Source organism: Halobaculum roseum, assembly GCF_019880245.1.
GTDB lineage: Archaea > Halobacteriota > Halobacteria > Halobacteriales > Haloferacaceae > Halobaculum > Halobaculum roseum.
In genome coordinates this window covers 315,999-336,694 of sequence record NZ_CP082288.1, presented here as the reverse complement: position 1 = coordinate 336,694, position 20,696 = coordinate 315,999, and the positions used below count along the sequence as shown (strand labels likewise).

General features: G+C 70.3%; 20 protein-coding genes. 2 read left to right on the top strand and 18 right to left on the bottom strand.

From position 1 onward, the window contains the following. Window positions 1–667 precede the first annotated feature (667 nt). The 3 genes from K6T36_RS17940 to cobN all read right to left on the bottom strand — a co-directional run bounded on the left by K6T36_RS17940 (window position 668) and on the right by cobN (window position 6,264). A complete protein-coding gene (locus K6T36_RS17940; protein WP_222923813.1) occupies window positions 668–1,441 on the bottom strand; it encodes a cobalt-precorrin-7 (C(5))-methyltransferase in 774 nt (257 codons plus the stop codon). Then, window positions 1,438–2,235, bottom strand: coding sequence for a precorrin-8X methylmutase (locus K6T36_RS17935; protein ID WP_222923812.1), 798 nt, complete (start codon window positions 2,233–2,235; stop codon window positions 1,438–1,440). The genes K6T36_RS17940 and K6T36_RS17935 overlap by 4 nt, the downstream gene beginning before the upstream one ends. A 69-nt stretch (window positions 2,236–2,304) precedes the next feature. After that, a complete protein-coding gene (cobN, locus tag K6T36_RS17930; protein WP_222923811.1) occupies window positions 2,305–6,264 on the bottom strand; it encodes a cobaltochelatase subunit CobN in 3,960 nt (1,319 codons plus the stop codon). Between the two features lie 34 nt (window positions 6,265–6,298). Between cobN and K6T36_RS17925 the strand changes: the two genes are divergently transcribed. Then, window positions 6,299–8,470, top strand: coding sequence for an ATP-binding protein (locus K6T36_RS17925; RefSeq protein ID WP_222923810.1), 2,172 nt, complete (start codon window positions 6,299–6,301; stop codon window positions 8,468–8,470). Between the two features lie 58 nt (window positions 8,471–8,528). Here the strand turns inward: K6T36_RS17925 and K6T36_RS17920 are convergent, their stop codons facing one another. From K6T36_RS17920 to K6T36_RS17850, 15 genes are all read right to left on the bottom strand, one after another. After that, a complete protein-coding gene (locus K6T36_RS17920) occupies window positions 8,529–9,962 on the bottom strand; it encodes a PQQ-binding-like beta-propeller repeat protein (RefSeq protein ID WP_225935262.1) in 1,434 nt (477 codons plus the stop codon). Next, window positions 9,940–10,311: a DUF3209 family protein gene (locus K6T36_RS17915; protein WP_222923809.1), complete on the bottom strand. Its 372-nt coding sequence runs from the start codon at window positions 10,309–10,311 to the stop codon at window positions 9,940–9,942. The genes K6T36_RS17920 and K6T36_RS17915 overlap by 23 nt, the downstream gene beginning before the upstream one ends. After that, on the bottom strand, window positions 10,311–11,540 hold the full coding sequence (locus K6T36_RS17910; RefSeq protein WP_222923808.1) for a CbiX/SirB N-terminal domain-containing protein: 1,230 nt from the start codon (window positions 11,538–11,540) through the stop codon (window positions 10,311–10,313). The genes K6T36_RS17915 and K6T36_RS17910 overlap by 1 nt, the downstream gene beginning before the upstream one ends. Further along, entirely contained in the window at window positions 11,537–12,301 is a 765-nt protein-coding gene (locus K6T36_RS17905; protein ID WP_222923807.1) for a cobalamin biosynthesis protein, read from the bottom strand. Before K6T36_RS17905 ends, K6T36_RS17910 begins: the two co-directional genes overlap by 4 nt. Next, window positions 12,298–12,570: a ferredoxin gene (locus tag K6T36_RS17900; protein ID WP_222923806.1), complete on the bottom strand. Its 273-nt coding sequence runs from the start codon at window positions 12,568–12,570 to the stop codon at window positions 12,298–12,300. The genes K6T36_RS17905 and K6T36_RS17900 overlap by 4 nt, the downstream gene beginning before the upstream one ends. A 1-nt stretch (window position 12,571) precedes the next feature. Continuing rightward, window positions 12,572–13,594, bottom strand: coding sequence for a precorrin-3B C(17)-methyltransferase (gene cobJ, locus K6T36_RS17895; RefSeq protein ID WP_222923805.1), 1,023 nt, complete (start codon window positions 13,592–13,594; stop codon window positions 12,572–12,574). 21 nt (window positions 13,595–13,615) lie between these two features. Next, window positions 13,616–14,506 (bottom strand): precorrin-3B C(17)-methyltransferase, encoded by an 891-nt coding sequence (locus tag K6T36_RS17890; protein ID WP_222923804.1) that lies wholly within the window; start codon window positions 14,504–14,506, stop codon window positions 13,616–13,618. Beyond that, window positions 14,503–15,579: a cobalt-precorrin 5A hydrolase gene (cbiG, locus tag K6T36_RS17885; RefSeq protein ID WP_222923803.1), complete on the bottom strand. Its 1,077-nt coding sequence runs from the start codon at window positions 15,577–15,579 to the stop codon at window positions 14,503–14,505. Before cbiG ends, K6T36_RS17890 begins: the two co-directional genes overlap by 4 nt. Continuing rightward, a complete protein-coding gene (locus K6T36_RS17880; protein ID WP_222923802.1) occupies window positions 15,576–16,487 on the bottom strand; it encodes a cobalt-precorrin-4/precorrin-4 C(11)-methyltransferase in 912 nt (303 codons plus the stop codon). Before K6T36_RS17880 ends, cbiG begins: the two co-directional genes overlap by 4 nt. Then, entirely contained in the window at window positions 16,484–17,239 is a 756-nt protein-coding gene (locus tag K6T36_RS17875; protein WP_222923801.1) for a cobalt-factor II C(20)-methyltransferase, read from the bottom strand. Before K6T36_RS17875 ends, K6T36_RS17880 begins: the two co-directional genes overlap by 4 nt. Then, window positions 17,236–17,814 carry a precorrin-6Y C5,15-methyltransferase (decarboxylating) subunit CbiT gene (cbiT, locus tag K6T36_RS17870; RefSeq protein WP_222923972.1) on the bottom strand — a complete coding sequence of 193 codons (579 nt, stop codon included), beginning with the start codon at window positions 17,812–17,814 and terminating at the stop codon, window positions 17,236–17,238. The genes K6T36_RS17875 and cbiT overlap by 4 nt, the downstream gene beginning before the upstream one ends. 148 nt (window positions 17,815–17,962) lie before the next feature. After that, the gene (locus tag K6T36_RS17865) at window positions 17,963–18,322 is read right to left on the bottom strand and encodes a (2Fe-2S) ferredoxin domain-containing protein (RefSeq protein ID WP_222923800.1); all 360 of its coding nucleotides are present in this window, start codon (window positions 18,320–18,322) and stop codon (window positions 17,963–17,965) included. Beyond that, the gene (locus K6T36_RS17860) at window positions 18,322–19,092 is read right to left on the bottom strand and encodes a CbtA family protein (protein ID WP_222923799.1); all 771 of its coding nucleotides are present in this window, start codon (window positions 19,090–19,092) and stop codon (window positions 18,322–18,324) included. Before K6T36_RS17860 ends, K6T36_RS17865 begins: the two co-directional genes overlap by 1 nt. A gap of 1 nt (window position 19,093) precedes the next feature. Continuing rightward, window positions 19,094–19,279, bottom strand: a complete 186-nt coding sequence (locus tag K6T36_RS17855) for a CbtB domain-containing protein (protein ID WP_222923798.1) — start codon at window positions 19,277–19,279, stop codon at window positions 19,094–19,096. A gap of 201 nt (window positions 19,280–19,480) precedes the next feature. Further along, complete coding sequence (locus K6T36_RS17850) at window positions 19,481–20,020, bottom strand: molybdopterin-dependent oxidoreductase (RefSeq protein WP_321170483.1); 540 nt, start codon at window positions 20,018–20,020, stop codon at window positions 19,481–19,483. A gap of 286 nt (window positions 20,021–20,306) precedes the next feature. Here K6T36_RS17850 and K6T36_RS17845 point away from each other — a divergent pair, with 286 nt between their 5' ends. Continuing rightward, window positions 20,307–20,693: a cupin domain-containing protein gene (locus K6T36_RS17845; RefSeq protein ID WP_222609341.1), complete on the top strand. Its 387-nt coding sequence runs from the start codon at window positions 20,307–20,309 to the stop codon at window positions 20,691–20,693. The last annotated feature ends 3 nt before the right edge of the window (window positions 20,694–20,696 follow it).

The following is a 20,696-nucleotide window of genomic DNA, read 5'->3' as shown; positions in this document are numbered from 1 at the left end:
AGTGTACAGAGGAATATTATCTGGTCAAAACGATAGGAAAGATATCTACCTCAGGTGCCTCAGCTATTGTGTGATGGTGCGAGCATCATAAGACGAAACGGACGCGATCCCCGCACCCACTATCGGAGACGGGCGTGGTTTTCGCGGGCGAGGACCAGACACGACGAGATCCCTGAACATCGGTGCGGCAGATTCGATCCGGAGGGTGTTCGAGATCACAACTCCGATTTAGACCACTGTGTCCGTCCGAGGAGACAACGCCAGCCGTACAGGACTGACTGTGAACTACGCGAGGTTGCGACCCGAACGACTCAGAAATAATTGGATAACCGAACTAGCGAAGACGGCCGTCTGAGATACCATCGGAACGACCGCAGTGGCCGATCCATGGATTCAGACATGAGTTGGTATTCACAGATGTCCGACTCAGCTCGTGTCAAGACGTGGTTGTCGTGCCCCGGCGAACCAGCATGAACCAATAATAAACCAGATAACGATATATGCTATCGCTGAGCGAACGACCTCCGAACAGAGGCTGGTATCAGGCTGTCTCCGAACAATTCGGAGGTTCACCCTCTCTAACCGTTCCAATTCGGAACACACGATGTGAGGGAGATACATCTAGCGTAACAACATGCCGATGAATGAACCTGTACCGTTTGTGCAGTCAGTTGCGTACGACCAAGACCGATAAATCGGAGAAATCGCTGTCCTCCGGGCCATCTCCACCCGCATCGACCGCCAGCGTCCCGAGGTCGGTCCGTGTGACCGACTCGTCCGAATGGGTCAGCCGTTCGAGGACGAGCGCGTCGAGTTCCGGATCGGCGCCGGCATCGACGAGTCGGGCCGCCACGTCGCCCGGCATCCAGTCGTAGGGGCGGGGGATGACGATCAGGTGTCTGTCGCCGACATCGCGGGCCAGGCGGTCGAGGCTCGCGGTCACATCCCCGCGAACATGTAGAGTGACGAACGTCGAGTCCTCGAGTGGGGTGCGCGCGCGACTCGCGGCGATCTGGACCGAGGAGATTCCCGGAACGACGCGAACAGGACCATCGACGGCGGCTTCCACCTTCCCGAGGAACTGGTAGCCCGAGTGGTTCGGATCGCCCATCAGGACGGCGACACCGACGGCGCCGTCGGCAACGCGGCGACTGAATCGGACCAGCGCCTCCCGTTCGTCACGATAACCGCAGCTGAGCAGTTCGGCGTCGGTCTCGTCGGCCACGTAGTCGACGACCGTCTCGAACCCTACTACCACGTCCGCCTCGGCGAGGAGGTCCCCCGCGCGCCGCGTGAAGAAATCAGGGTTACCCGGACCGATCCCGATAGCGTGAACCGGACGATTCGCGTCGCCGCCCGCGATTGTCCCAGGCTCCGGACTCGCGCTCGCTGCGACCCCTGGGCGGTCAGGAAGTGTCAGGTCCTCGTCGGGGGCGTTCACAGATCCACCTCCCCGTCTCGCGGCTCCGTTCCCTCGCCGCTCGACCGTTCCGAGGTCTCCAGTGAGACCTGCCGTTCGCGAACGTCGCTGGCGACGTGGACGAGCTCGTTCGTCAGTCCGGCCGCGAGGCCGCTACCGCCACGCCGTCCGACGTTCGTCACTGCGGGGACGCCGTACTCGTCACACACCTCCCGGAGTCGCTCGCGGGAGTCGGCAGCCTTCACGAAGCCCACGGGCGTCGCGACGACGACGGCCGGCCGGGTGCCGTCCTCGATGCAGTCGGCCAGCGCCAGCGCCGCCGTGGGCGCGTTTCCGACGACCGCGATCGCTTCCTCGTAGACACCCTCCCGATCGAGTTCGAGCACGGCAGCCGCTGTCCGTGTCATTCCCGTCTCGGCGGCAAGCTCCGCTCCGTTGCCGATCGCCTTGCGGACCTCGCAGTCGTGGCCGCGACCGGTGATCCCGGCCTTGACCATCGTGATGTCGGTCACGATCGGTCGCTCGTCGAGGACTGCTCGGGCGCCCGCGCGGACCGGCTCGTCCTCGTCGGCGCCCGTGAACCGGACGAGGTGCTGGAACTCCGGGTCGCCGGTCGCGTGGACCGCCTTCGCCCGCAGGCGGTCCGCGAGCGTCTCCTGCGGGACGAGTTCGTGAACGCGGTCCATGCTCGTCTCGGCGATATCCATCGCCGCCTCGGTGGTCGCGCCGAGGTCGGCGTACGCTTCGCTTTCGGTCGGTTCGTCGTCGCTCGATCCCTCGCCGTCGGTCCGTGTCGCGTCGGTTGTGTCGGTCATCGTCGTATTCTCTCGTGTGTGTTCGTGTGTCGTCGCGGGCCCTCACGCGTTCTCATGCGTCCTCACGCGTCAGTCGTCGTCCGCGAACTCCTCGAGCGCGTTCGAGTCGTCCGTGCGTCGCTCCTCGATAGCGCCCTCGTTGCGGAGTTTGAGGTCGCGGAGGCGTTCGGTCGTCTCGTCGGCGGCGTCCCAGAGGTCGCGGTCGATCGCCTCCAAGAGCGTGTCCGCGATCGAGTCGACCGCCCAGGGATTCACCTCCTGCATCCACTCGCGCCGCTCGTCGTCGAAGGCGTACGCGTCGGCGACGGCCTCCCAGAGGGTGTCGCTGACGACGCCCGTTGTCGCGTCCCAGCCGAGCACGACATCGACCGTGGACGAGAGGTCGCCGGCGCCCTTGTAGCCGTGCTCCTCCATCGAGTCGAGCCAGCGCGGGTTCAGGACGCGCGAGCGCATCGTCTTCCGCACCTTCTCCTCGTTTGTGTACACGCGCACGTCGTCGGGGTCCGCCGAGTCGCCGACGTAGGAGGCGGGCTCGGTGCCCGCGTGCTCGGTCACGGCCGTGATGAATCCGCCGTGGAAGGCGTACCAGTCCGAGGAGTCGAACTCGTCCTGCTCGTCGGTGTCCTCGATCTTGACCGTCGCCTCGACGCCCGAGAGCCGTCGGGCGAACGCGTCGTGGGCCTCGCTCACGGAACCGCGCTTGCCGAGCGCGTAGCCGCCCCACTGCGTGTACACCTCGGCCAGATCCGAGCGGTCCTCCCAGTTGCCCTCGTCGACCGCCTTGTTCGTCCCGGCGCCGTAGCCGCCCGGCTTCGTCGTGAACACCCGATGGCGGGCGGCCGACTCGGGGTCGTCGACCCCGACTTCGGCCAGGTCCTCGGTCTCCTCCTCGACGTGCTTCTTCACGTAGTTCATCTCGGGCGGCTCGTCGAGGTCGACGACCGCGTCGACGGCGTCGTGGATCACCCCCGCGGCCGCAGGGAACGCGTCCCTGAACAGCCCCGAGACGCGTGTGGTCACGTCGACGCGGGGGCGGTCGAGTTTCTCCAGCGGGATCGGCTCCACGTCCTCGACGCGGCCGGCGTCCGACCAGACCGGCTCGACACCCATCAGCGCGAGCACCTGGGCGATGGTCTCCCCGCGCGTCCGGACGGTCGGAGTGCCCCACGCGACGACGCCGATCTCCTCGGGGTACTCCCCTTCTTCGTCGAGATGGCGGTCGAGAACGCCGTCGGCGACCTCGTGTCCCACCTCCCAAGCGGCGCGGGCGGGGACCTTCCGCGGGTCCAGCGTGTAGAAGTTGCGACCCGACGGGAGCAGGTCGACGCCGCCCCGGGTGGGCGCGCCGCTGCCGCCCGGCGGGACGTACTCGCCCGCGAGCGCGTCGGCGACGTTCCCGACCTCCGCGCGGGCGCCGCCGACGCGCGGGGCCGCCTCCTCGCAGATGTACGCGAGGACCTCGCGGAGGTCGTCGTGGGCCCCCGACTTCGCCCGCGCGTCGCCGACGGTGTCGACATCCACGACGAGGAGGTTCATGTTCACCTCGGCGGGGGCCACGTCCCCGCCTCGGGCGCGGACCTCGTCGTCGGGGCCGGCCTCCCGCTCCGACTCGGGCACGTCGAACCCGTGCTCGGCGAGCGTCCGGACGAGATCACAGCTAACCTCGTGGACGCGGTCGGCGGCCGCGGCGTACGTCATCCCGAGGTCATCGTCGTACGTTCCGGGCTCCTCGCGCATGCGGTCGTAGTCGATCCCGAGGACACCCGCGACGGACTCGCGGAGGCTCGGCGCGCCGGGGTTCTCCAGCCGGGTGAGCGCGACGAGGTACTCCACGAGCCGGTCGCCCGCGGGCGGTTCCCCGAGCGTGTGCAGACCCATCCGGATCTGGGTGGTCTTCACGTCGGTGAGGTACGCGTGGATCCGCTCGACGAGGTCGTCGACGGCGAGGTCGTCGCCGGCGACCTCGCCCTCCGCGAGCGTCGTCCCGGCCTCGTCGGGGCCGCGCACGTCCACCTCCTCGTCCACCGTTCCCGCGACCCCGAGTTCGACGGCCAGATCCAGTTCGTCCACGTTCTCCCGGATCAGCCGTTCGAGTCGCTCGCCCTCGTCGCCGCGGGCGGCGGTCGTCCCGGCCTCCCGGTACTGCTCGGCGAGTTCCTCCAGCTCGGCGAGCTCGTCGTACGTGCCGGCGTTCGCCATCGGCGGGGTGAGGTGGTCGACGACGGCGGCGTACGACCGGCGCTTCGCCTGCGTCCCCTCGCCCGGATTGTTGATCACGTACGGGTAGACGTTCGGCAGATCGCCCACGAGTTGGTCGGGGGCTGACTCGCCGTCGAGGCCCACCGTCTTGCCCGGAAGCCACTCCAGCGACCCGTGGGTCCCCATGTGGACGACCGCGTCGGCGTCGAACGTCTCGCGGAGCCAGCCGTAGAAGGCGACGTAGTCGTGGGGCGGCTGGAGATCCGAGTCGTGATACACCTTCTCGGGGTCCATCCCGAACCCTCGCGGCGGCTGGACCGTAATGAGGACGTTCCCGAACTCGACGCCGGGGATCGCGAACGGGCGCTCCGGGGGCTCGCCCCATTCCTCGCGGACGTTCCCGCGGAAGCCGTCGTCCAGGTCGGCGAACCACTCTCGGTAGGTATCGGGCGCGACCGTGTCGACGGCGAGCTCGCGCACATCCTCGGGGGCGACCCAGCGGTCGTCGAGGGTGAGCTGGGCCGTGAGCGCGTCGATGAGGTCCGCGCCGTCGGCCGGCGGACCGTCGTCGCTCCCGGTCTCTCCCAGATCGTACCCGCGTTCGTCGAGCTCCGCGAGGAGGTTCGCCGTGCTCTCGGGCGTGTCGAGTCCGAACGCGGTGGCGATGCCGTCGTCGCTTGGTGGATAGTTGTGGAGCACGACCGCCACGTCGGCCTCGTCGTTCGGGAGGTGTCGCAGGCGCGCCCAGTTGACCGCCAGCGACGCGGCGTGCTCTACGCGGTCGTCGATGGGGAAATGCTGTTTCGGCGCCGAGCCGATCCCCGCCTCGTCGTCCGTGCGCTCCTTGCCGGAGATGGGGTGGGTGATCACGTTGCCGTCGAATTCGGGTAGCGCGACCGACAGCGCCAGTTCGAAGCCCATGACCCCGGTGTCGCTCGACGCGTACCGCGAGCGCGAGCGCATCGTCGTCACCGTCTGGATCACCGGGACGCCGAGTCGGTCGAGGAACACCTCCTCGGCGCCGCTACCCTCGTCATCGGCGTCGCGGCCGCGCTCGTCCATCGAGAGGGCGAACATGAACGACGAGAGCATCGCGTCGACGACGGGGTCGCCGTCGGCGTCGAGCAGCCACTCGTCGGTGACGCGCTCGGCGTCCCAGCCCTCCTCCTCGCCGGCGGGGTTGCAGAATACCGGGAGCGCGTCGACGCCGCGGTCCTCCAGCGCACGCACCTGCGCGTCGACGTACCGCGTGTTCTCGTGGGTCCAATGGGACTCGTAGAACCAGACGCCGACCGTCGGCGTGTCGGGATCGAACGTCGCGACGAGTTCCTCGTAGCTCGCACCCGGATGGTCGGGGTGGTACACCCCCTCCGAGGGTAATGCGACAGGATCATCGTACTCGTAGCCCTCGGGCGGGATGTCGTCGGGGTCGCCGTACGTGTCCGCGAGGTACCGCAGGAGGTTGGCGGCGTTGGCCGCGCCCCCGCGTTCGAGGTACTCGCGAACCCGCCCGGCGGTCCTCGGGTCTGCCGTCGTATCCTCGGCGGCGAACGCGTCGCCGGTCGAGTGAACCACGACCGGGATCCCCGCGTCGCCGAGGCGGTCGAGCGCCCGCTCGTAGCCGGGCATGCTGTCGACCCCACCGTGGAGCCAAAGGACGACCGCTGCCGCGTCAGCCGCCTCCAGGTCGTCGCAGAAGGCGTCCACGTCCGTGGGATCGCTCAGGTCGCTCTTCGAGCGCGCCGCCAGCGACACGGCCGTCTCGTCGACGGCCGTCGCCACCGCGCCGAGTTCGTTCTCCGTCGCCGTGTACAGTCCGATCGTCGTCATAAGGTTTCTAAATCCTCGTTGTGGTACTGCAAGTGTGTTTGATGAAGGCCGTGCAACCGGGCCGTCGACGCCCGACGCCGCGTTCGGCGACGTGGTCGGGCAGGCGGAGCTGAAGCGGGCGCTGGTGACCGTCGGCGCGCACGACGCCCTGTCGGGTCTGCTCGTGCGCGGCGAGAAGGGGACTGGGAAGTCGACGTTGGCGCGCGCGCTGGCTGGGGCGCTCCCCGAGCGACGCGTCGCCGCCGACTGCCCGTTCGGCTGCCCCCCGAATGACCGCTCCAGGCAGTGCCCCGAGTGTCGCCGGCGCGCGAGCGTGCCCGTCGCGACGCGTCCGGCGCCGTTCGTCACGCTGCCGCTGGGTGCGACCCGCGAGGCCGTCGTCGGCTCGTTGTCGGTCGCGGACGCCCTCGACGGCGAGGCGTCGTTCGAGCCCGGACTGCTCGCGCGCGCCAACCGCGGCGTGCTGTTCGTCGACGAGGTGAACCTCCTCGACGACCACCTCGTCGACGTGCTGCTGGACGCCGCCGCCTCCGGCGTCAACACCGTCGAGCGCGACGGCGTCTCGCGGAGCCACCCGGCGGAGTTCACCCTCGTCGGGACGATGAACCCCGAGGAGGGAGACCTCCGACCCCAACTGCGCGACCGGTTCGACCTCGCCGTCGAGGTGACCGGCCTGCGCGACACCGCGGACCGCGTCGCCGTCGTGGACCGGGCGCTCGGCGTCGACAACGGGGCCGAGGACGCCTCGGGGCCCGACGGGGACGGGCCGGCATCCGACGGGACGACACCCGACGTGACGATCCGGGACCCCGTGGCGGCCGTGGCCGGGACCCGCGAACGGCTTCCGACGGTGGACCTCCCGGATTCGTTCGTCCGCCGGATCGTCGAGACGTGTCGCGACGCCGGGCTCGACGGTCACCGGGGCGACATCGCGGCCGCGCGGTGCGCTCGGGCGCTGGCTGCGCTCGACGAGCGTTCCCACGTCATCGAGGGCGATATCCGGACGGCGCTCTCGTGGGCGCTCCCCCACCGTCTGCGGAGCGATCCCTTCGAGGACGCCCCCGACGCCGAGGAGCTGATCGACGACAGCCTCGGCGACGGCGACGATCAGGGGCGGGATGGTGACGGTTCGGGGGGAGACGCCGACAGATCCGATAGCGAGGCGGACTCGGGCGACGCCGATTCGCCGGACCTCGACGGACCCGACACCGGCGACGGTGAGCCACGGGACAGCGACGCGAACGACTCCCCGGGATCCGAGCCGGAACGGGCCGACGCCTCCGCAACGGAGGGATCCTCCGCGGCGGACGTGCCCGACCCTTCGGACACCGACGAGGGACCCGCGGACGGCCGCGAGAGTGCCGACGACGACGGGGACGAGAGCGCGGAGGAGGCGACGCCGATCGTTCCCGGGTCGGCCCGGGCGGATGTCGGCGACGCGGCCGCACCGGAGGTCGATGCTCCCGACACCGATCCCGAACAGAGTTCCGACGGCGCCGGCGGCAGAGGCGACGCCGCGCCGAGCGCGAACGGCCGCGGCGCGCGGGTGCGCACCGAGCGGGCAGATCCGACCGCAGGCGACCGCGTCGACGCCGGCGCGTCCGTCCGGGCGGCCGCTCGCCGGGGCAGCGACCGGGTGGCGTCGCGGGACCTTCGTCGGTCGGTCCGCGCCGGCGACGCCGAGACGCTGGTGTGTTTCGTCGTCGACGCCTCGGCGTCGATGCGCGGCCCGATGCGGGCGGCGAAGGGCGTCGCCGTCCAGCTGCTGCGGGACTCCTACGAACACCGCGACGCGGTCGCGCTCGTCGGCGTCGCCGGCGACTCCCCGGAGGTGTTGCTGCCGCCGACAGATGACGTGGGGCGAGCGGCCCGTCACCTCAAGGACCTCCCGACGGGCGACCGCACGCCGCTGTCCGCCGGCCTCGGCACCGCAGCCGAGGTGTGCGTCCGCGCGGACCCGGAGGCGGCGCTCGCGGTCGTCGTCACCGACGGCGGTGCGAACGGGAGCGAGCGGCCGACCGCAGCGGTCCGGGAGGCCGCCGAGCGGCTCCGGGAGGCCGTCGACCGGACGCTCGTGGTTGACGCCGGCGAACTGGAGGGAGTCGTGCCGACGCTGGTCGAGGCCTGCGGCGGCGATCGCGTCCCGCTGTCTGCGCTGTCGGCCGACCGTGTCGACCGGGCGGCGGACGCTGCCGGACGGGACTGACGCCCCCGGCGTGCTCCCGCGAACGTCGCGTTCAGGGTCTCCCCTGTTCTCCCGCATCCTATCGCCCCCAGCCGTGGAGCCGATAGGCCCCGTGCCCGTCGGCGACGCCGTCGTGGTACGTGACCGGCTCCTCGACGGCGGCGACCCCCGCTTCGGCAACCCCGACCGCCGTGGCGACACCGTCCGTCCGAAGCGTGGTCGTCGATCCGTCCGCGAGATCGAGTAATCGAACGCCGTGGACGGCCGGGTCGCGGTCACGGAAGTGCTGTGCCGTCGGCACCGCCAGCGTTCCGTCGGCGCTCGCAACCTGGTGAGCGAACCCCCCGACTGAAGCGCGCCACCGCTCGGTCCCGTCCGGGGAGACGCCGACGGCGGTGTGTTCCGCCGGGTGGCGGGCAGCGGTCTCGCGGCCGGCCTCCGGGAAGGTGTTGCCGAGGACGAACGCGACAACGCCGTCGTTCGCGATGACGTGGTTCGGGTACGCGTACACCCGCTCGGGCTCCCCGTCGTCGGTCTCGCCCGTCGGTTCTCGCTCGACTGTCGCGCCCAGGTCGAGCCTTGCCGTCACCGATCCATCTCCGTCGAGGAGGTACCCACGCCGGTCGGCGTGACTCGTGACGGCGTAGCCATCTGGCGTCAGCGCCACGTCACCGACGGCACGGTCGGCCTCGGCTGGGGCTGCCGCGTCCGCCGCGTAACGCGGGTCCCATCGGAGCCGCTCGTCCCCGTGCTCGGCGTCGAGGACGACCAGCCCGTCGCGGTGGGCCTCCGGCTCCGGGCAGCGGTTGTACGACACCGCGACCCGGTCGCCGTCGGTCGCGAGGGCGATCGGCGAGGCTCGTGCGGCGTACTTCCACCGGACGGTTCCGTCGGGATCGAACGCGTAGACGGCGCTCTCGAACCGACGGACGGGTCCGTCCGACCCGTCCGCGTCGTCCTCACCGTCCTCCCCCTCCTCCCCGTCGGCGTCGTCCGCCGTCGAGTCGTCGGCCGTGTCGCGTCGCTCGTAGCGCCTGACGGCCGCGTAGGCCCGCGATCCGTCGGTCGCCAGCGCGGCCACGAACGGGAGCCAGAACCGTGTTTCCTTCGCCGGCGGTCCCACGTCCGCGGCGCCGTCGACGCGCCAGCGTTCGGTTCCGTCGGCGTCGATGAGGACGATCGTGCCGCGCTCGCCGCGCGTGCCCGCGAGGACGTCGCCGTCGAACGGCGTCATCGCGACGACCGCCTCCTCGCCTGAGCGGCGCCAGCGTTCGGGTCCGACCGCGTCGTCGCCGTTCCCTGCCCCCCGCTCGAACGCCCGGAGGTCGCCGTCCGTGGTCCCGACGACGACCAGGTCGTCCGTCAGCGCGACCGCCGAGCGCCGACCCCGCTGGCGCGAACCGCAGGGATCGACATCGCCGAGCGAGACCGCGGCGTGGGTGTCGACCGCGACGGCGGGAGCGGGCGACTCCCGCCCGTCGCTGGCCGCGTCAATCTTCGACGGGGAAGGCATCGTGTAGGTCGTGGTGGGTTTCGCCCAGACCGTCGAGCAGGCCCTCGCCGTGGGTCGCGAGGCGCGCGAGGCTCCGCTCGGCGTCGCGGACGGCGACGAGCCGCCCGCGGACGTAGTCGGCCTCGGGATCGTTGTCGTCGAGGGTCGCGACCTGTTCCTCCAGATCGACGAGCGCGGCGTCGAGGTGTCGCCGGAGGCCGTCGAGCGTCTCGGCGGTCGCGAGGCCCTCGATGGGGCCCTCCAGTTCACCTTCCAGTTCCTTCTCGGCGTGTTCGCGGGCGGCGCGGTCGTCGGTGCCGAGGACGGTCATCAGGCCGAGTCGCAGGGCTTCGAGTTCGAGGCAGCTCATTATTGTAGCGTGTCGTGGACGAGGTCGGAGACGATGCGCTCGCGGTCGAGGTGCGAGGAGACGATGCGGTCGGCGTCGGCTTCCTCGACGCCGCCGTACCAGACGCCGTCGGGGTAGACGGCCACCATCGGGCCGTCGCCGCACTGATCGAGACAGGATGTTCGGGTGACGCACGCGTCGCAGGCGTCGGAGTCACGGACGGCCTGCCGGAGTCGCTCGAGGACCGCCGGCGAACCGTCGGCCGCGCACGTTTGGTTCGTGCAGACGGCGACGTGGTGGGCGGGGGCGTCGTGAGCGTGCGGATCGTCGTCGACGTTCTCGCGGTCGGCGTGAGCCGCGCTGTGGGTCAGCGCGCGCAGCATCGCCCGCGCGCCGCCCTCGTCGGCCTCGTAGCCGTCGAGTTCCACCTTGTACTTGCAGGTGTCACAGGACATCTCGACGCTCCCCGTACGCGCCTCCTGCCAGCGGTCCGAGAGGACGTCGAGCAGACGAGGGTCCGTGCCGAGGGGCTCACCCGGAGCCGCGGCGACGTACGGGTACTCGTCGTCGAACTCCTCGGCGCCGTCCTTGATACGACCCGTGAGGACGCCGTCGCCGAGCATGTACGGGAGGACGACCACGGCGTCGGGTCGCTCGCGGGCGACGGCGTGGAGCGTCTCGTCCAGCGTCGGCTCGGTCACGCCGATGAAGGTGGCGCGCACGTCGTCGAAGTCCCGTCCCTCGTACAACAAGCGAGCGAGCTTGTGCACATCCGCGTTGGCGTCGGGGTCAGAGGAGCCGCGGGCGCACAGCACGATCGCCACCTCGTCGTCCGCGCGGTCGACGCCCAGCTCGCGCTCGACGGCGCGGGCGCGTTCGTCCAACATGTCGAGGATCGCCGGATGGACCCCGAGATGCGCGCCGTTTCGGATCTCCAGATCCGGGTGGTCGGCGCGAGCCCGCTTCACGGCCAGCGGCACGTCGTTTTTCACGTGGCTCGCGGCGAACAGCGACAGGTGGACGACCGAAACCCGGGAGACGGCGCCCGCGAGGCCCGCGACCGCTTCGTCGATGGCCGGCGACGCGAGTTCGAGGAACGCCGCGTCGACCGGGATTCCCAGCCGAGACTCCAGGTCGGCCGCGAGCGTGCGCACCTGTTCGTTCGACTTCTCGCGCCGGGAGCCGTGCCCCACGAGCAGCACCGCCTCGTTCGACAGCGTCGAGGGGGTTGGGGCGGTCTCGCTGCTCACGTTCCCCCTCCGTCGCCGGCGACCCCCTCGTCGCCACCGGCGGTGGAGCTCTCCCGGACGCGCTCGATGCTCCTGCGGGTCTTGCGTCGGCGCTGGGGAGCGAACAGTCCAGACTCCACACTGCCCTCGTACAGCCACTCGCCGAGTTCGGGGCCGGCCTCGTCGGCGACGCCGAACCAGTAGCCGCCCGACGAGGACTCGTTCAGGTCGCCGTAGGGGGCGTCGACGGGCGCGGCGTCGAGATGGTCGCGGACGGTCGAAAGCAGCGCCTCGTCGTCGTGGACGAACGAGATCCCGACGGCGTTCGCGTCCGACTTGTAACACACCGTGCCGCAGCCCTCGACGAGGCCACGAAGGAGCTGCCGGCGATGGTCGTCGAGCGCCGAAAAGCGGTAGCCGCCGGACTCGTCGCCGGCGGTCGGGAGTCCGAACGCCGCGGCCGCGCGGTCGGCTGCGGGGGTTTTCGCCGTGACGACGTACTCGTCGCTCGTGCGAGTCACGTCCGTGTTGTGGGCGTACTCGCGCTCGGTCACCTCGCTCGTCAGGTCGGTGTCGGCGCCCCCGAACAGCGCCGCGATCCGGTCGGCCGCGGCGGCGTCGCCAGCGCGGATCGTGACGGTCCCGTCGGCGACGGAGCCGTCGGCGGCGACGCGTCCCCACAGGTACGCCGTCGCGGGCGTCGACCGTAGGAGATCGTCCGGTGGGTCCGGCCTGGGGGGCTCCCCCTCGACCGAGTCGGCGACCTCGACGGGGTCGCTCACGGCTCCACCTCCGCGTCGCCGGCGTCGCGCACGGCGATCGCGTCCAGCGGACAGGCGGCGGCCGCCTGCTCGGCGTCCCCGCGTCGGTCGTCCGCGAACGTCGCCGTCACCGTCGCGTCCGTGCGCTCCAGCGACGCCGCGGCCTCGGGGTCGAACCCCGCGAGGCCGTCGTCGTCCTCGACGAACCGCGAGTCGCGGACGAGACACGCGAACACGCCGTCGCAGGCGTCGCGGTCGACCGTGACCGTGTAGCGTGCGTGCTCGGTCATCTCAGTAGTCGTACTTGCTCTCGTACCCGCGGGGGGTGACCATCCGGCCGTCCCACACGTACGTGTCCTCGTTGCCGACGACGACGGTCGTCGTCATGTCTACGAGGTCCGTCTCGCCGTACGACTCCAGCTCGCCGAGGGTGGTGATCTCGACGGCCTCGTCGTCGCGACCCGCGCCGTGGACGATCCCGACGGGGGTGTCGTCCGGGCGGTGCTCGCGGAGGATCCCGCAGGCGGTCTCCCAGTTCTCGCGGCGCTTGCGGCTCCAGGGGTTGTAGATGGAGATCGTGAACCCTTCGCCGGCGACGGCGTGCAGCCGCGATTCGATCTCCGCCATCGGCGTGAGGTGGTCCGACAGCGAGACCGACACGGAGTCGTTTACCAGCGGCGCTCCGAGCCGCGCGCCACAGGACTGCGCCGCCGGCACCCCGGGGACCACCTCGAAGTCGACCATCGAGGCGGTCGCACCCTTGGATTCGAGGATCTCCAGGGTCAGCCCCGCCAGCGCGTACACGTTCGGGTCTCCGGAGCCGACGATCGCCACGTCGTTGCCCGCGAGCGCCCGATCGATCGCCTCCTCCGTGCGGGAGACTTCCCCGCACATCGGTGTGTCGTACAGCTCGTCCGCCTGCTCGGTGATCTCGTCGGGGATCAGGTCGATGTAGGTGGTGTAGCCGACGATGTGTTCGGCGTCCGCGAGGGTGGATTTCGCCCGAGCCGTCATGCCGTCGGCGTGGCCCGGACCGAGCCCGACCGCGACCAGTCGGCCGGGGTCGGCGTCGAAGTCGTCGACGCGGGCCTCGACCTTCTCCTCGGTCGCCGACGAGGAGCCGCCGCACCCGGATCCCTTCGATCCGGAGGAACTCGACGCGCCGCAGGCCGAGTCGGATGCGGTGGTGCCCGAGCCGTCGGTGTCGGTCGCCGTCCCGCCGTCGGTCGCGGCGCCGCACGCGCTCGCGTCGTCCGTGGTGTCCCGTTCGCCGTCCGTCGATCCGCCGCATTTGGTGTCGGTGTCGTCGCTCATGGTGTCGTGGTGTGTGATGTCTCAGAAGTCGTCCACGTCGCGCCCCCCGCGGGGCGTGACGAGGTACTCGCGGTAGTCGTTGCTCCAGACCTCGGTCTCGTGGGTGCCGACGAGGATGGAGGTGCCCATCCCGCCGACCTCCTCGTCGTGCTCGGTCGCCTCCCCGAGCGTCGTCAGGGTGTACGTCTCGCCGTCGACGTTGCGGCCGGCGTCGCCCCGGCCGGCGTCGTTGACGATGGCGACGGGCACGTCGTCGTGGCGCTCCTCGCGGAGCACCGCGATCGCGCGCTCGTAGTCGCGCCAGCAGTTGTACAGGACGACGACGAACTCGGCGATCGCCGCCGCCCGAAGCTTCTCCTCGATCTCCGCCCAGCCGCGCCACTTGTCCGACAGCGAGACGGTGCAGAAGTCGTTCGACAGCGGCGCCCCCAGCGTCGCCGCGAGGCTCAACCCCGCGGTGACGCCCGGGACGATCTCGACGGGTATGTCCGTCGCCTCCTCCGCCTCCGCCATCGTGAACAGCAGGTCGGACTTCCCGTACACGTTCGGGTCGCCACCCGAGACGTGCGCCACGTCCTCGCCGTCGCGGACGCGCTCGAACGCCTCTCGCGCGAGTTCGACCTGCTTGCCCATCGACGAGCGTACGAGTTCCTGATCACTGTCTGCCTGCTCTTCCTCCGGCGGGAGGGTGCCGTCATCTCGGAGGAACGCCTGATACAGGTTCGAGGCGATCACGCAGTCGGCATCCTCGATCACCCGTCGGGCTCGGTCGGTCATTTCGCCGGGGAGCCCCGGGCCGATGCCGACGACGTACAGCGTGCCGTACGCCGCGGGCGCCTCGCCGGCGGGGTCGCCGCCGGCGGCCGCGCGTGACTCGGGGAGCGACGTATTCGGGGAAGACCCGCCGTTCATCGCCCCACCGCCACGGTTACGCTGTCCTCGTGACTGAGCTTCTCGACGACGAGCTCGTGGTCGCGGCCGGCTGCAATGGCCGATGCCTCGGAGATCCCCGGCCAGCCGATCAGCTCCTTCGAGCGCGACGGCGTCGGGCCCTCGAACGCCTCCAGCGCCTCCTTCTCGAAGCTCACGACCCCGAGGTCGCGGTTCTCGGCCGCCTCCAGCAATCCCGGCTCCTCCTCTTTGCGGGTGCCCGTGGCGACGAACTCCACGTCGCCCCAGTCGGCGTCGGCCTCGTCGAGGGCTCGCTCCCAGGCAGCCTCGAACTGCTCGGCGTCGGCCCCCGAGACGGAGCCGGTCCCGAGGACGACGCCGTCCTCGGGGTCGCTGTTGCGCTTCAGCACGGTCACGTCGTCGCCGACGAGGACCGCCCGTGGGCCGTCGAGCCTGGCGACGGGGCCGAGGTCGTCGTCGAGGACGGCGAGGTTCGTCGCGACCGTCGAGTCGCCGTTGACGACGTGGGCGTCCAGCGCCTTCGCGCGCTCCTCGACGCCCTGCTTTCCCGCCGCCTCGCTGGCCGTCGTCATCGCCGGAACCGCCCCCAGCGACGCGAGGTCGTCGGCGACCTGGTTGGCGCCGTGGTGGCCCCCGGTCAGGGGGATCGCCCACGTGAGCTCCTCGTCGACGACGACGACCGCGGGGTCGTCCCACTTGTCGTCGAGCAGGGGGGCGGTCTTGCGCATGGCTATGCCGCTGGCCATCAGCCCGCAGAACACGTCGTACTCGCCCCAGTGCTCGGCGAACACGTCGCCGTGGTACTCCAGCAGGTCGATGCGTTCGTAGCGGTCGGCCAGGCCCTCCTTGATCTCCTCTGCGGTCTCGCGCTTTCGCTCGAACGTGACGATCCCGAGCGTCTCGGCGACCTCGCCGTCGGAGTCGGGTGTCGAGCAGTGGCCGCCGCCCGAGTCGGAGCCGGAGTCGGCGTCCGATCCGGAACCCTCCGCGTCCGTGTCGGTCGCGGCAGCGGCGTCGCCGGTCGATGCATCCGTCGGTTCTGTCGTCTCCGCCGTGTCGTCGTCCGTGCTCATTGCGTGGATCCCTCCGTGATCGCGTCGCTGTCGGCGGCATCGGTGGCGTCCTCGTCGTTCCCGTCTCCGGCGCCTCCGTCGGTTCCGTCGCTCCCGTCGCCCCCTTCACCCCTGTCGCCACCGCTCGCCCAGTCGCCGTAGAGGTAGGACCGCTCGTACCCCCCGCCCGTGACCGCCTCGCCGATCACCACGAGCGCGGAGGCGCGGTAGCCCGCCTCCTCGACGGCGTCGGCGATGTCGGCCACCGTCCCCCGGATCACGTCCTCGTCGGGCCAGGAGGCGTGGTAGACGACCGCGACCGGGGTGTCGGGGTCGACGCCGTCATCCAGCAGACGGTCCATCGTCTCGCGGACCGCGTGGGTGCCCAGGTAGACGCAGGTGGTCACGTCGCCCATCCCGACGAACTCCGAGATGTGGTCCTCCTCGGGGCTCAGCGTCTTCCCCTGCGGCCGGGTGAATGCGACGTGGTTGGCCACCTCGTTGAGGGTGAGCTGGGTGCCCAGCGTCGCGCTCGCGGCGAACGCCGAGGTGACGCCCGAGACGAAGTAGGTCGGGACTCCCTCCGCCTCCAAAGCGTCCATCTGCTCCAGCGCCGCGCCGTAGATCGCGGGGTCGCCCGAGTGGAGGCGCACGACCGTGCGGCCCGCCTCGTAGGCGTCCCGCATCAGCGGGATCAGTTCCTCGAGGTCCTTCCCGATCGAGTTCACCTGCTCGGCGTGGTCGCAGAAGGCGTCCAGCAGCTCGCTGTTGACCAGCGAACCCGCGTGGACGACGAGGTCGGCGTCCGCCAGCAGCGCCCGCCCGCGCACCGTCAGCAGTCCCGGGTCTCCCGGGCCGGCGCCGACGAAGGGGATCCCCTCGCGGTCCTCTAGAACCTCCGTCGCCGGGTCGGGGACGGCGTCGCTCATCCGTCGACCGCCTCCGGGGACTCGGTGTCGCCCCGCGCGTCGCTCTCCCGCCTCGCGTCGCTCACGCCATCGGTGAACGCCGCGGTCGCCGGCTCCTCGCCGGCGTCCGGTCGGCGGGCGTACGCGAGGGTGTAGTAGTCGCGGTCGGCGATCTCCTCGGGGTCGTCAGTGACGACGGTGTCGCCCTGCTCCATGAACAGCCGCCGGCCGTACGTCACCTCGTAGCCGGCGTCGACGAGCCCCTCGTGGGTCGCCGGCGCGTCGGTCACCTTGAACAGCACCATCCGATCGGGACCGGTCGGGGAACGGCCGCCGGCCGCCTCGTGCAAGGCGAGCCCCGCGCCGGCCTCGACTTCGACGCCGAGCGCCGAGGTGAACGCCGTCGTCGCCGAGACGCCGGGGACGGTCTCGACGGCCACGTCGGGGTGAAACGCGTCGAGCGTCCGCCGGAGGTGACCGAACGTCGAGTAGACGTTCGGATCGCCCAGCGTCACGAACGCGGCGTCGCCGTCGCGGGCGTCGGGGGCGACCTCCGCGGCCGCCTCGCGCCACGCCCGCCGGAGTTCGTCCTCGTCGCGCGTCATCGGGAAATCGAGGTCGCCGAGCGTCGACTCGGCGACGTGCTCGACGGCAACCGACCGCGACAGCCGCCCCGGCGTGTAGACGGTGTCGACCGAGCGCAAGATTCGTCGGCCGCGCAGTGTGATCAGGTCGGCCGCGCCCGGCCCGAGCCCGATTCCGTAGAGGGTCACGCACCCACCCCGCCGCGGTCCGCCGACGCGTCGCCGGCGCCGCCCGTGATCACGTACACCGGGTTCTCCGACTCGAAGCTCGTCGCGCCGGCCAGCTCGTAGCCGTAGCTCGCCTGCAGTTGGACGACCTCATCGAGGAGGTCGCGCTCGCGGAACGCTTCGACGGCTCGGCCGGCAGTCTCCAGCCGGGAGACGTTCATCACGACCCGCGCGACGCCGGTCTCGACGGCGTGATCGAGGACGGCCTTGAAGTTCCGGGAGCCGCCGACGAACAGCGCGTCGGCGTCGGCCGGGAGTCCCTCGGGCGCCTCGGCCGCGACGAGCTCGATATTCGCGTCCGCCAGCCCGTTGGCTGCCAGGTTTTTCCGCGTCACGTCGAGCTTCTCGGGCGACCGCTCCAGCGCCGTGACCCGCCCGGCGCGGCGGGCCGCCTCGACGGTCACGGCGCCGGTACACGAGCCGACCTCGACGAAGTGATCCGTCTCGGTGAGCCCGAGTTTCGATACTGTCACGGCTCGCACCTCGGGCTTCGTCGGCCCCGCCTTCGCGTCGTGCGGGAGCCGCGTTGCCGGTATCCGGGGCATCAGGCTCACAAGACGGACGGGGACACATAACAATTTGGTTTGGGTTAAAACAAATGGAATTGCGTTCGGGTCGACGAGCCGACGGCTCGTCGGTCGCGACGACCCCCGGTTCGTGTCGTGTCGGCGGCGGGAGGCGGCGTTACCGCGGTGTCACCTCCGTGATGTCGGGCGATCGGCCGAGGTCAGACGCGTCCGGACCGAACACGGTCGCGAGGAGGTCCGGCACGTCCGCTGGCACCACATCGGAGAACCACCGGCCGCGCGGGTGGACCGCGACGGCGGTTCCGTCGGCGCTACACAGGCCCAGACAGCTCGTCTCCGCGACGTGAACCCGCGACCAGAACACCCCGCGGTCGCGCAGCCACCCCTTCACGGCCTCGAGGACCGCGTCGCCGTGTGCCTCCGCGCAGGCGGCGTACTCGGAGTCGCGGGCGTTCGTGCAGACGAGCACGTGGTCAGTGAAGCCGTTCTCGTACACGTCGTCGGTGCGATCGCGCATCAGTCGCCCCCGACTGCGTGGCCCGACTGCGAGTCGGTCGCCGCCGCGGTGTCACCCGCCTCCGCGCCGTGCAACCGGGCGTGGACGGTGGCGAGGACGAGCCACATGAGCGCCTGTCCGAAGACGACCAGGCCGACGAGGCCGGCGGCGAGCTCCGACGGCAGCGCGACAGTCGTCCGATCCGCCGGAACTGCGGCGGCGAGCACCGGCAGCGCCCCCACGGGGAGCAGTCCGACCGCGACGGCGACCGCCCGTCCACGGTCTTCCCGGAGTCGGTCGTACAGCACCATCCCGGCAATCGCCGCAGCCGCGCCGGCGGCCATCATGACCCCGTAGAGGATCATTCTAGTTTGGGCGTCCAGCGCGTGGTCGGTCCCCGGCGGCGCCGGCGGCAGGACGAGCCAGGGCGCGCCCGAGGCCGTGAGGAACCCGGCGGCCGCGAAGACGTAGCTCCGGACGGCTCCGGTGCCGGGGACGATCGGCTCCAGGAAGTAGAACGCGACGCCGAACCCGACGGCGCCGAGCAGCACGCCCCACAGTGCGCCCGATAACACGCTGACACCCCCGTTGACCGAGAGTCCGGCGTCGTGGGCCGCGGTCGTCTCCTCGTGACCGTGACTCCCGTCCTCGTGGGCGTGAGCCTCGCCGTCGTGGCCGAGTTCGTCGGCGAAGCCGACGATCGGGTTCGCGACGAGCGCCAGCAGCACGCCGAAGACCGCACCGGCGACGAGCCCGGCCTTCACTCCCCTCGTCAGGTACTCGACGAACATTTCAGTGACAGGTGATGCCCGCCGCGTGCCGGAAGTTGTGCATCGCGTCGTGGACCATCGGATCCTGCACGAACAGCAGCGCGAACCCGAGTGCGGCGACGGTCAACACCGCTGAAGCGGTCTGCGGGGCTGTGAGCTCCGTTCTGGCGAGTTCCCACCGGTCGTGTACGGTATCGGTTGTGGACATACTCAATCCGATTTGTGCAAACACAATTGGGTTTGTAAAACTATCGGCACCCAACGTGATCCGATGGACTACGTGCGGGCATCGCGAGCAGGAACCCTCCCGAGAACGGGGGCATCGTTCGGATCCTTCGGACGAAGCACTGCCCGTCGGCCCGGCGACGTCGTCGGTCCCCGAGTTCGGGCGCGCAGTTCCCCGGAGCCGTTACTCGGTCGGTGTCGAACCGCGGTTCAACGCGATCGTCTCGGCGGTGTCGCGGTCGGTCGGGTTCGCCGTCAGGACCTCGATCTCCGAGACCCACTTGACGCTCTCCCAGCAGTCTGCATCGCCTCCGGTCGGAACGAGGCGGGCAGGCCCGCCGTGTTCGAGGGGGACCGCTTCGCCTTCGAGTTCGATCGCGATCAGTGCACTGCGTGCGCGGTCGAGCGGGAACGAGCTCGCGTAGTCGCCATCCATCGCCCGAACGAGGACATCTGTGGCGTGTTGTGTCGGCTTCGCACGTGCCAGGACGGACCCGACGCTGACCCCGTGCCACGAGAGGTCACGGGCTCGCCACCCCTCGACGCAGGTGAAATCGTCGGAGAAGTCCCCGCAAGGGAGCGCGCGCAGGTCCTCGAGAGCGAGTCGCAGCGGTTGTGAGACCGCGCCCGTGACGTGGAGCCGCCACCCGCTCGGATCGACCGTATCCGGTACGGGGTGGGATTCGAGGGCGTCCATCAGTCGGTCGCGGAGTCGTGGTCCCACGTTCGATTCATGGGGTATCCATGCCGCGTCGTCACCGTGAGTGCATCGACGAACATGTTCAGTTCGAGTGTTCCGCGAGTAACATGTTCGCAACAGGTCTTTTCGTGTCCACTCACCAACGTTCAGGTGATGTATTTAGGCACCCCTAAAATAGGAACGTCGATCAGCTCACAGGGTCCTCGACACCGCCGCAACGGAGGTGTCACGGCGTGATGCCCTCGACCGGCGGCGACGCAGGCTTCGAATCTCGTTCGGCCTGGCAAGAACATCAAGCGAAGGAGACAGCATGACCGCGACCGACTTCGACGCTGAAAGAGGCTACGACGACGACCAATTTTCCGCCGTCGAAGTGTTCCGCAGCGATCGGATGAAGGTCGTGTGCGGATACTTCCAGCCGGGTCAGTTCATTCCCGTCCACGCTCCCTCAAGCGACGTTGCTATCCACGTCCGGTCCGGAACCGGTACCGTCCGCGACGGGGAGACGGAACACCACGTCGAGGCCGGCGATGTCGTCGTCGTCGAGGCCGATACCGATCGGGGCGTCAAGGCTGACGACGATTCGAGCCTGGAGGCGATGCTCGTTACCGCGCCCCCGCCGACCCACGCCGAACACGAACCGGTTCGGGAGGGGCTACAGCGCGACCGATTCGACCCACACACACGAGAGTCATGACGG

Coding starts and splice junctions, on each gene's coding strand:
- cobN (WP_222923811.1), bottom strand. CDS start 6,264: ATGACGACGATCGGACTGTACACGGCGACGGAGAACGAACTCGGCGCG.
- K6T36_RS17845 (WP_222609341.1), top strand. CDS start 20,307: ATGACCGCGACCGACTTCGACGCTGAAAGAGGCTACGACGACGACCAA.
- K6T36_RS17880 (WP_222923802.1), bottom strand. CDS start 16,487: ATGAGCGACGCCGTCCCCGACCCGGCGACGGAGGTTCTAGAGGACCGC.
- K6T36_RS17865 (WP_222923800.1), bottom strand. CDS start 18,322: ATGCGCGATCGCACCGACGACGTGTACGAGAACGGCTTCACTGACCAC.
- K6T36_RS17935 (WP_222923812.1), bottom strand. CDS start 2,235: ATGACCGACACAACCGACGCGACACGGACCGACGGCGAGGGATCGAGC.
- K6T36_RS17900 (WP_222923806.1), bottom strand. CDS start 12,570: ATGACCGAGCACGCACGCTACACGGTCACGGTCGACCGCGACGCCTGC.
- cobJ (WP_222923805.1), bottom strand. CDS start 13,594: ATGAGCGACGACACCGACACCAAATGCGGCGGATCGACGGACGGCGAA.
- K6T36_RS17890 (WP_222923804.1), bottom strand. CDS start 14,506: ATGAACGGCGGGTCTTCCCCGAATACGTCGCTCCCCGAGTCACGCGCG.
- K6T36_RS17855 (WP_222923798.1), bottom strand. CDS start 19,279: ATGTCCACAACCGATACCGTACACGACCGGTGGGAACTCGCCAGAACG.
- K6T36_RS17920 (WP_225935262.1), bottom strand. CDS start 9,962: ATGCCTTCCCCGTCGAAGATTGACGCGGCCAGCGACGGGCGGGAGTCG.
- K6T36_RS17860 (WP_222923799.1), bottom strand. CDS start 19,092: ATGTTCGTCGAGTACCTGACGAGGGGAGTGAAGGCCGGGCTCGTCGCC.
- cbiG (WP_222923803.1), bottom strand. CDS start 15,579: ATGAGCACGGACGACGACACGGCGGAGACGACAGAACCGACGGATGCA.
- K6T36_RS17915 (WP_222923809.1), bottom strand. CDS start 10,311: ATGAGCTGCCTCGAACTCGAAGCCCTGCGACTCGGCCTGATGACCGTC.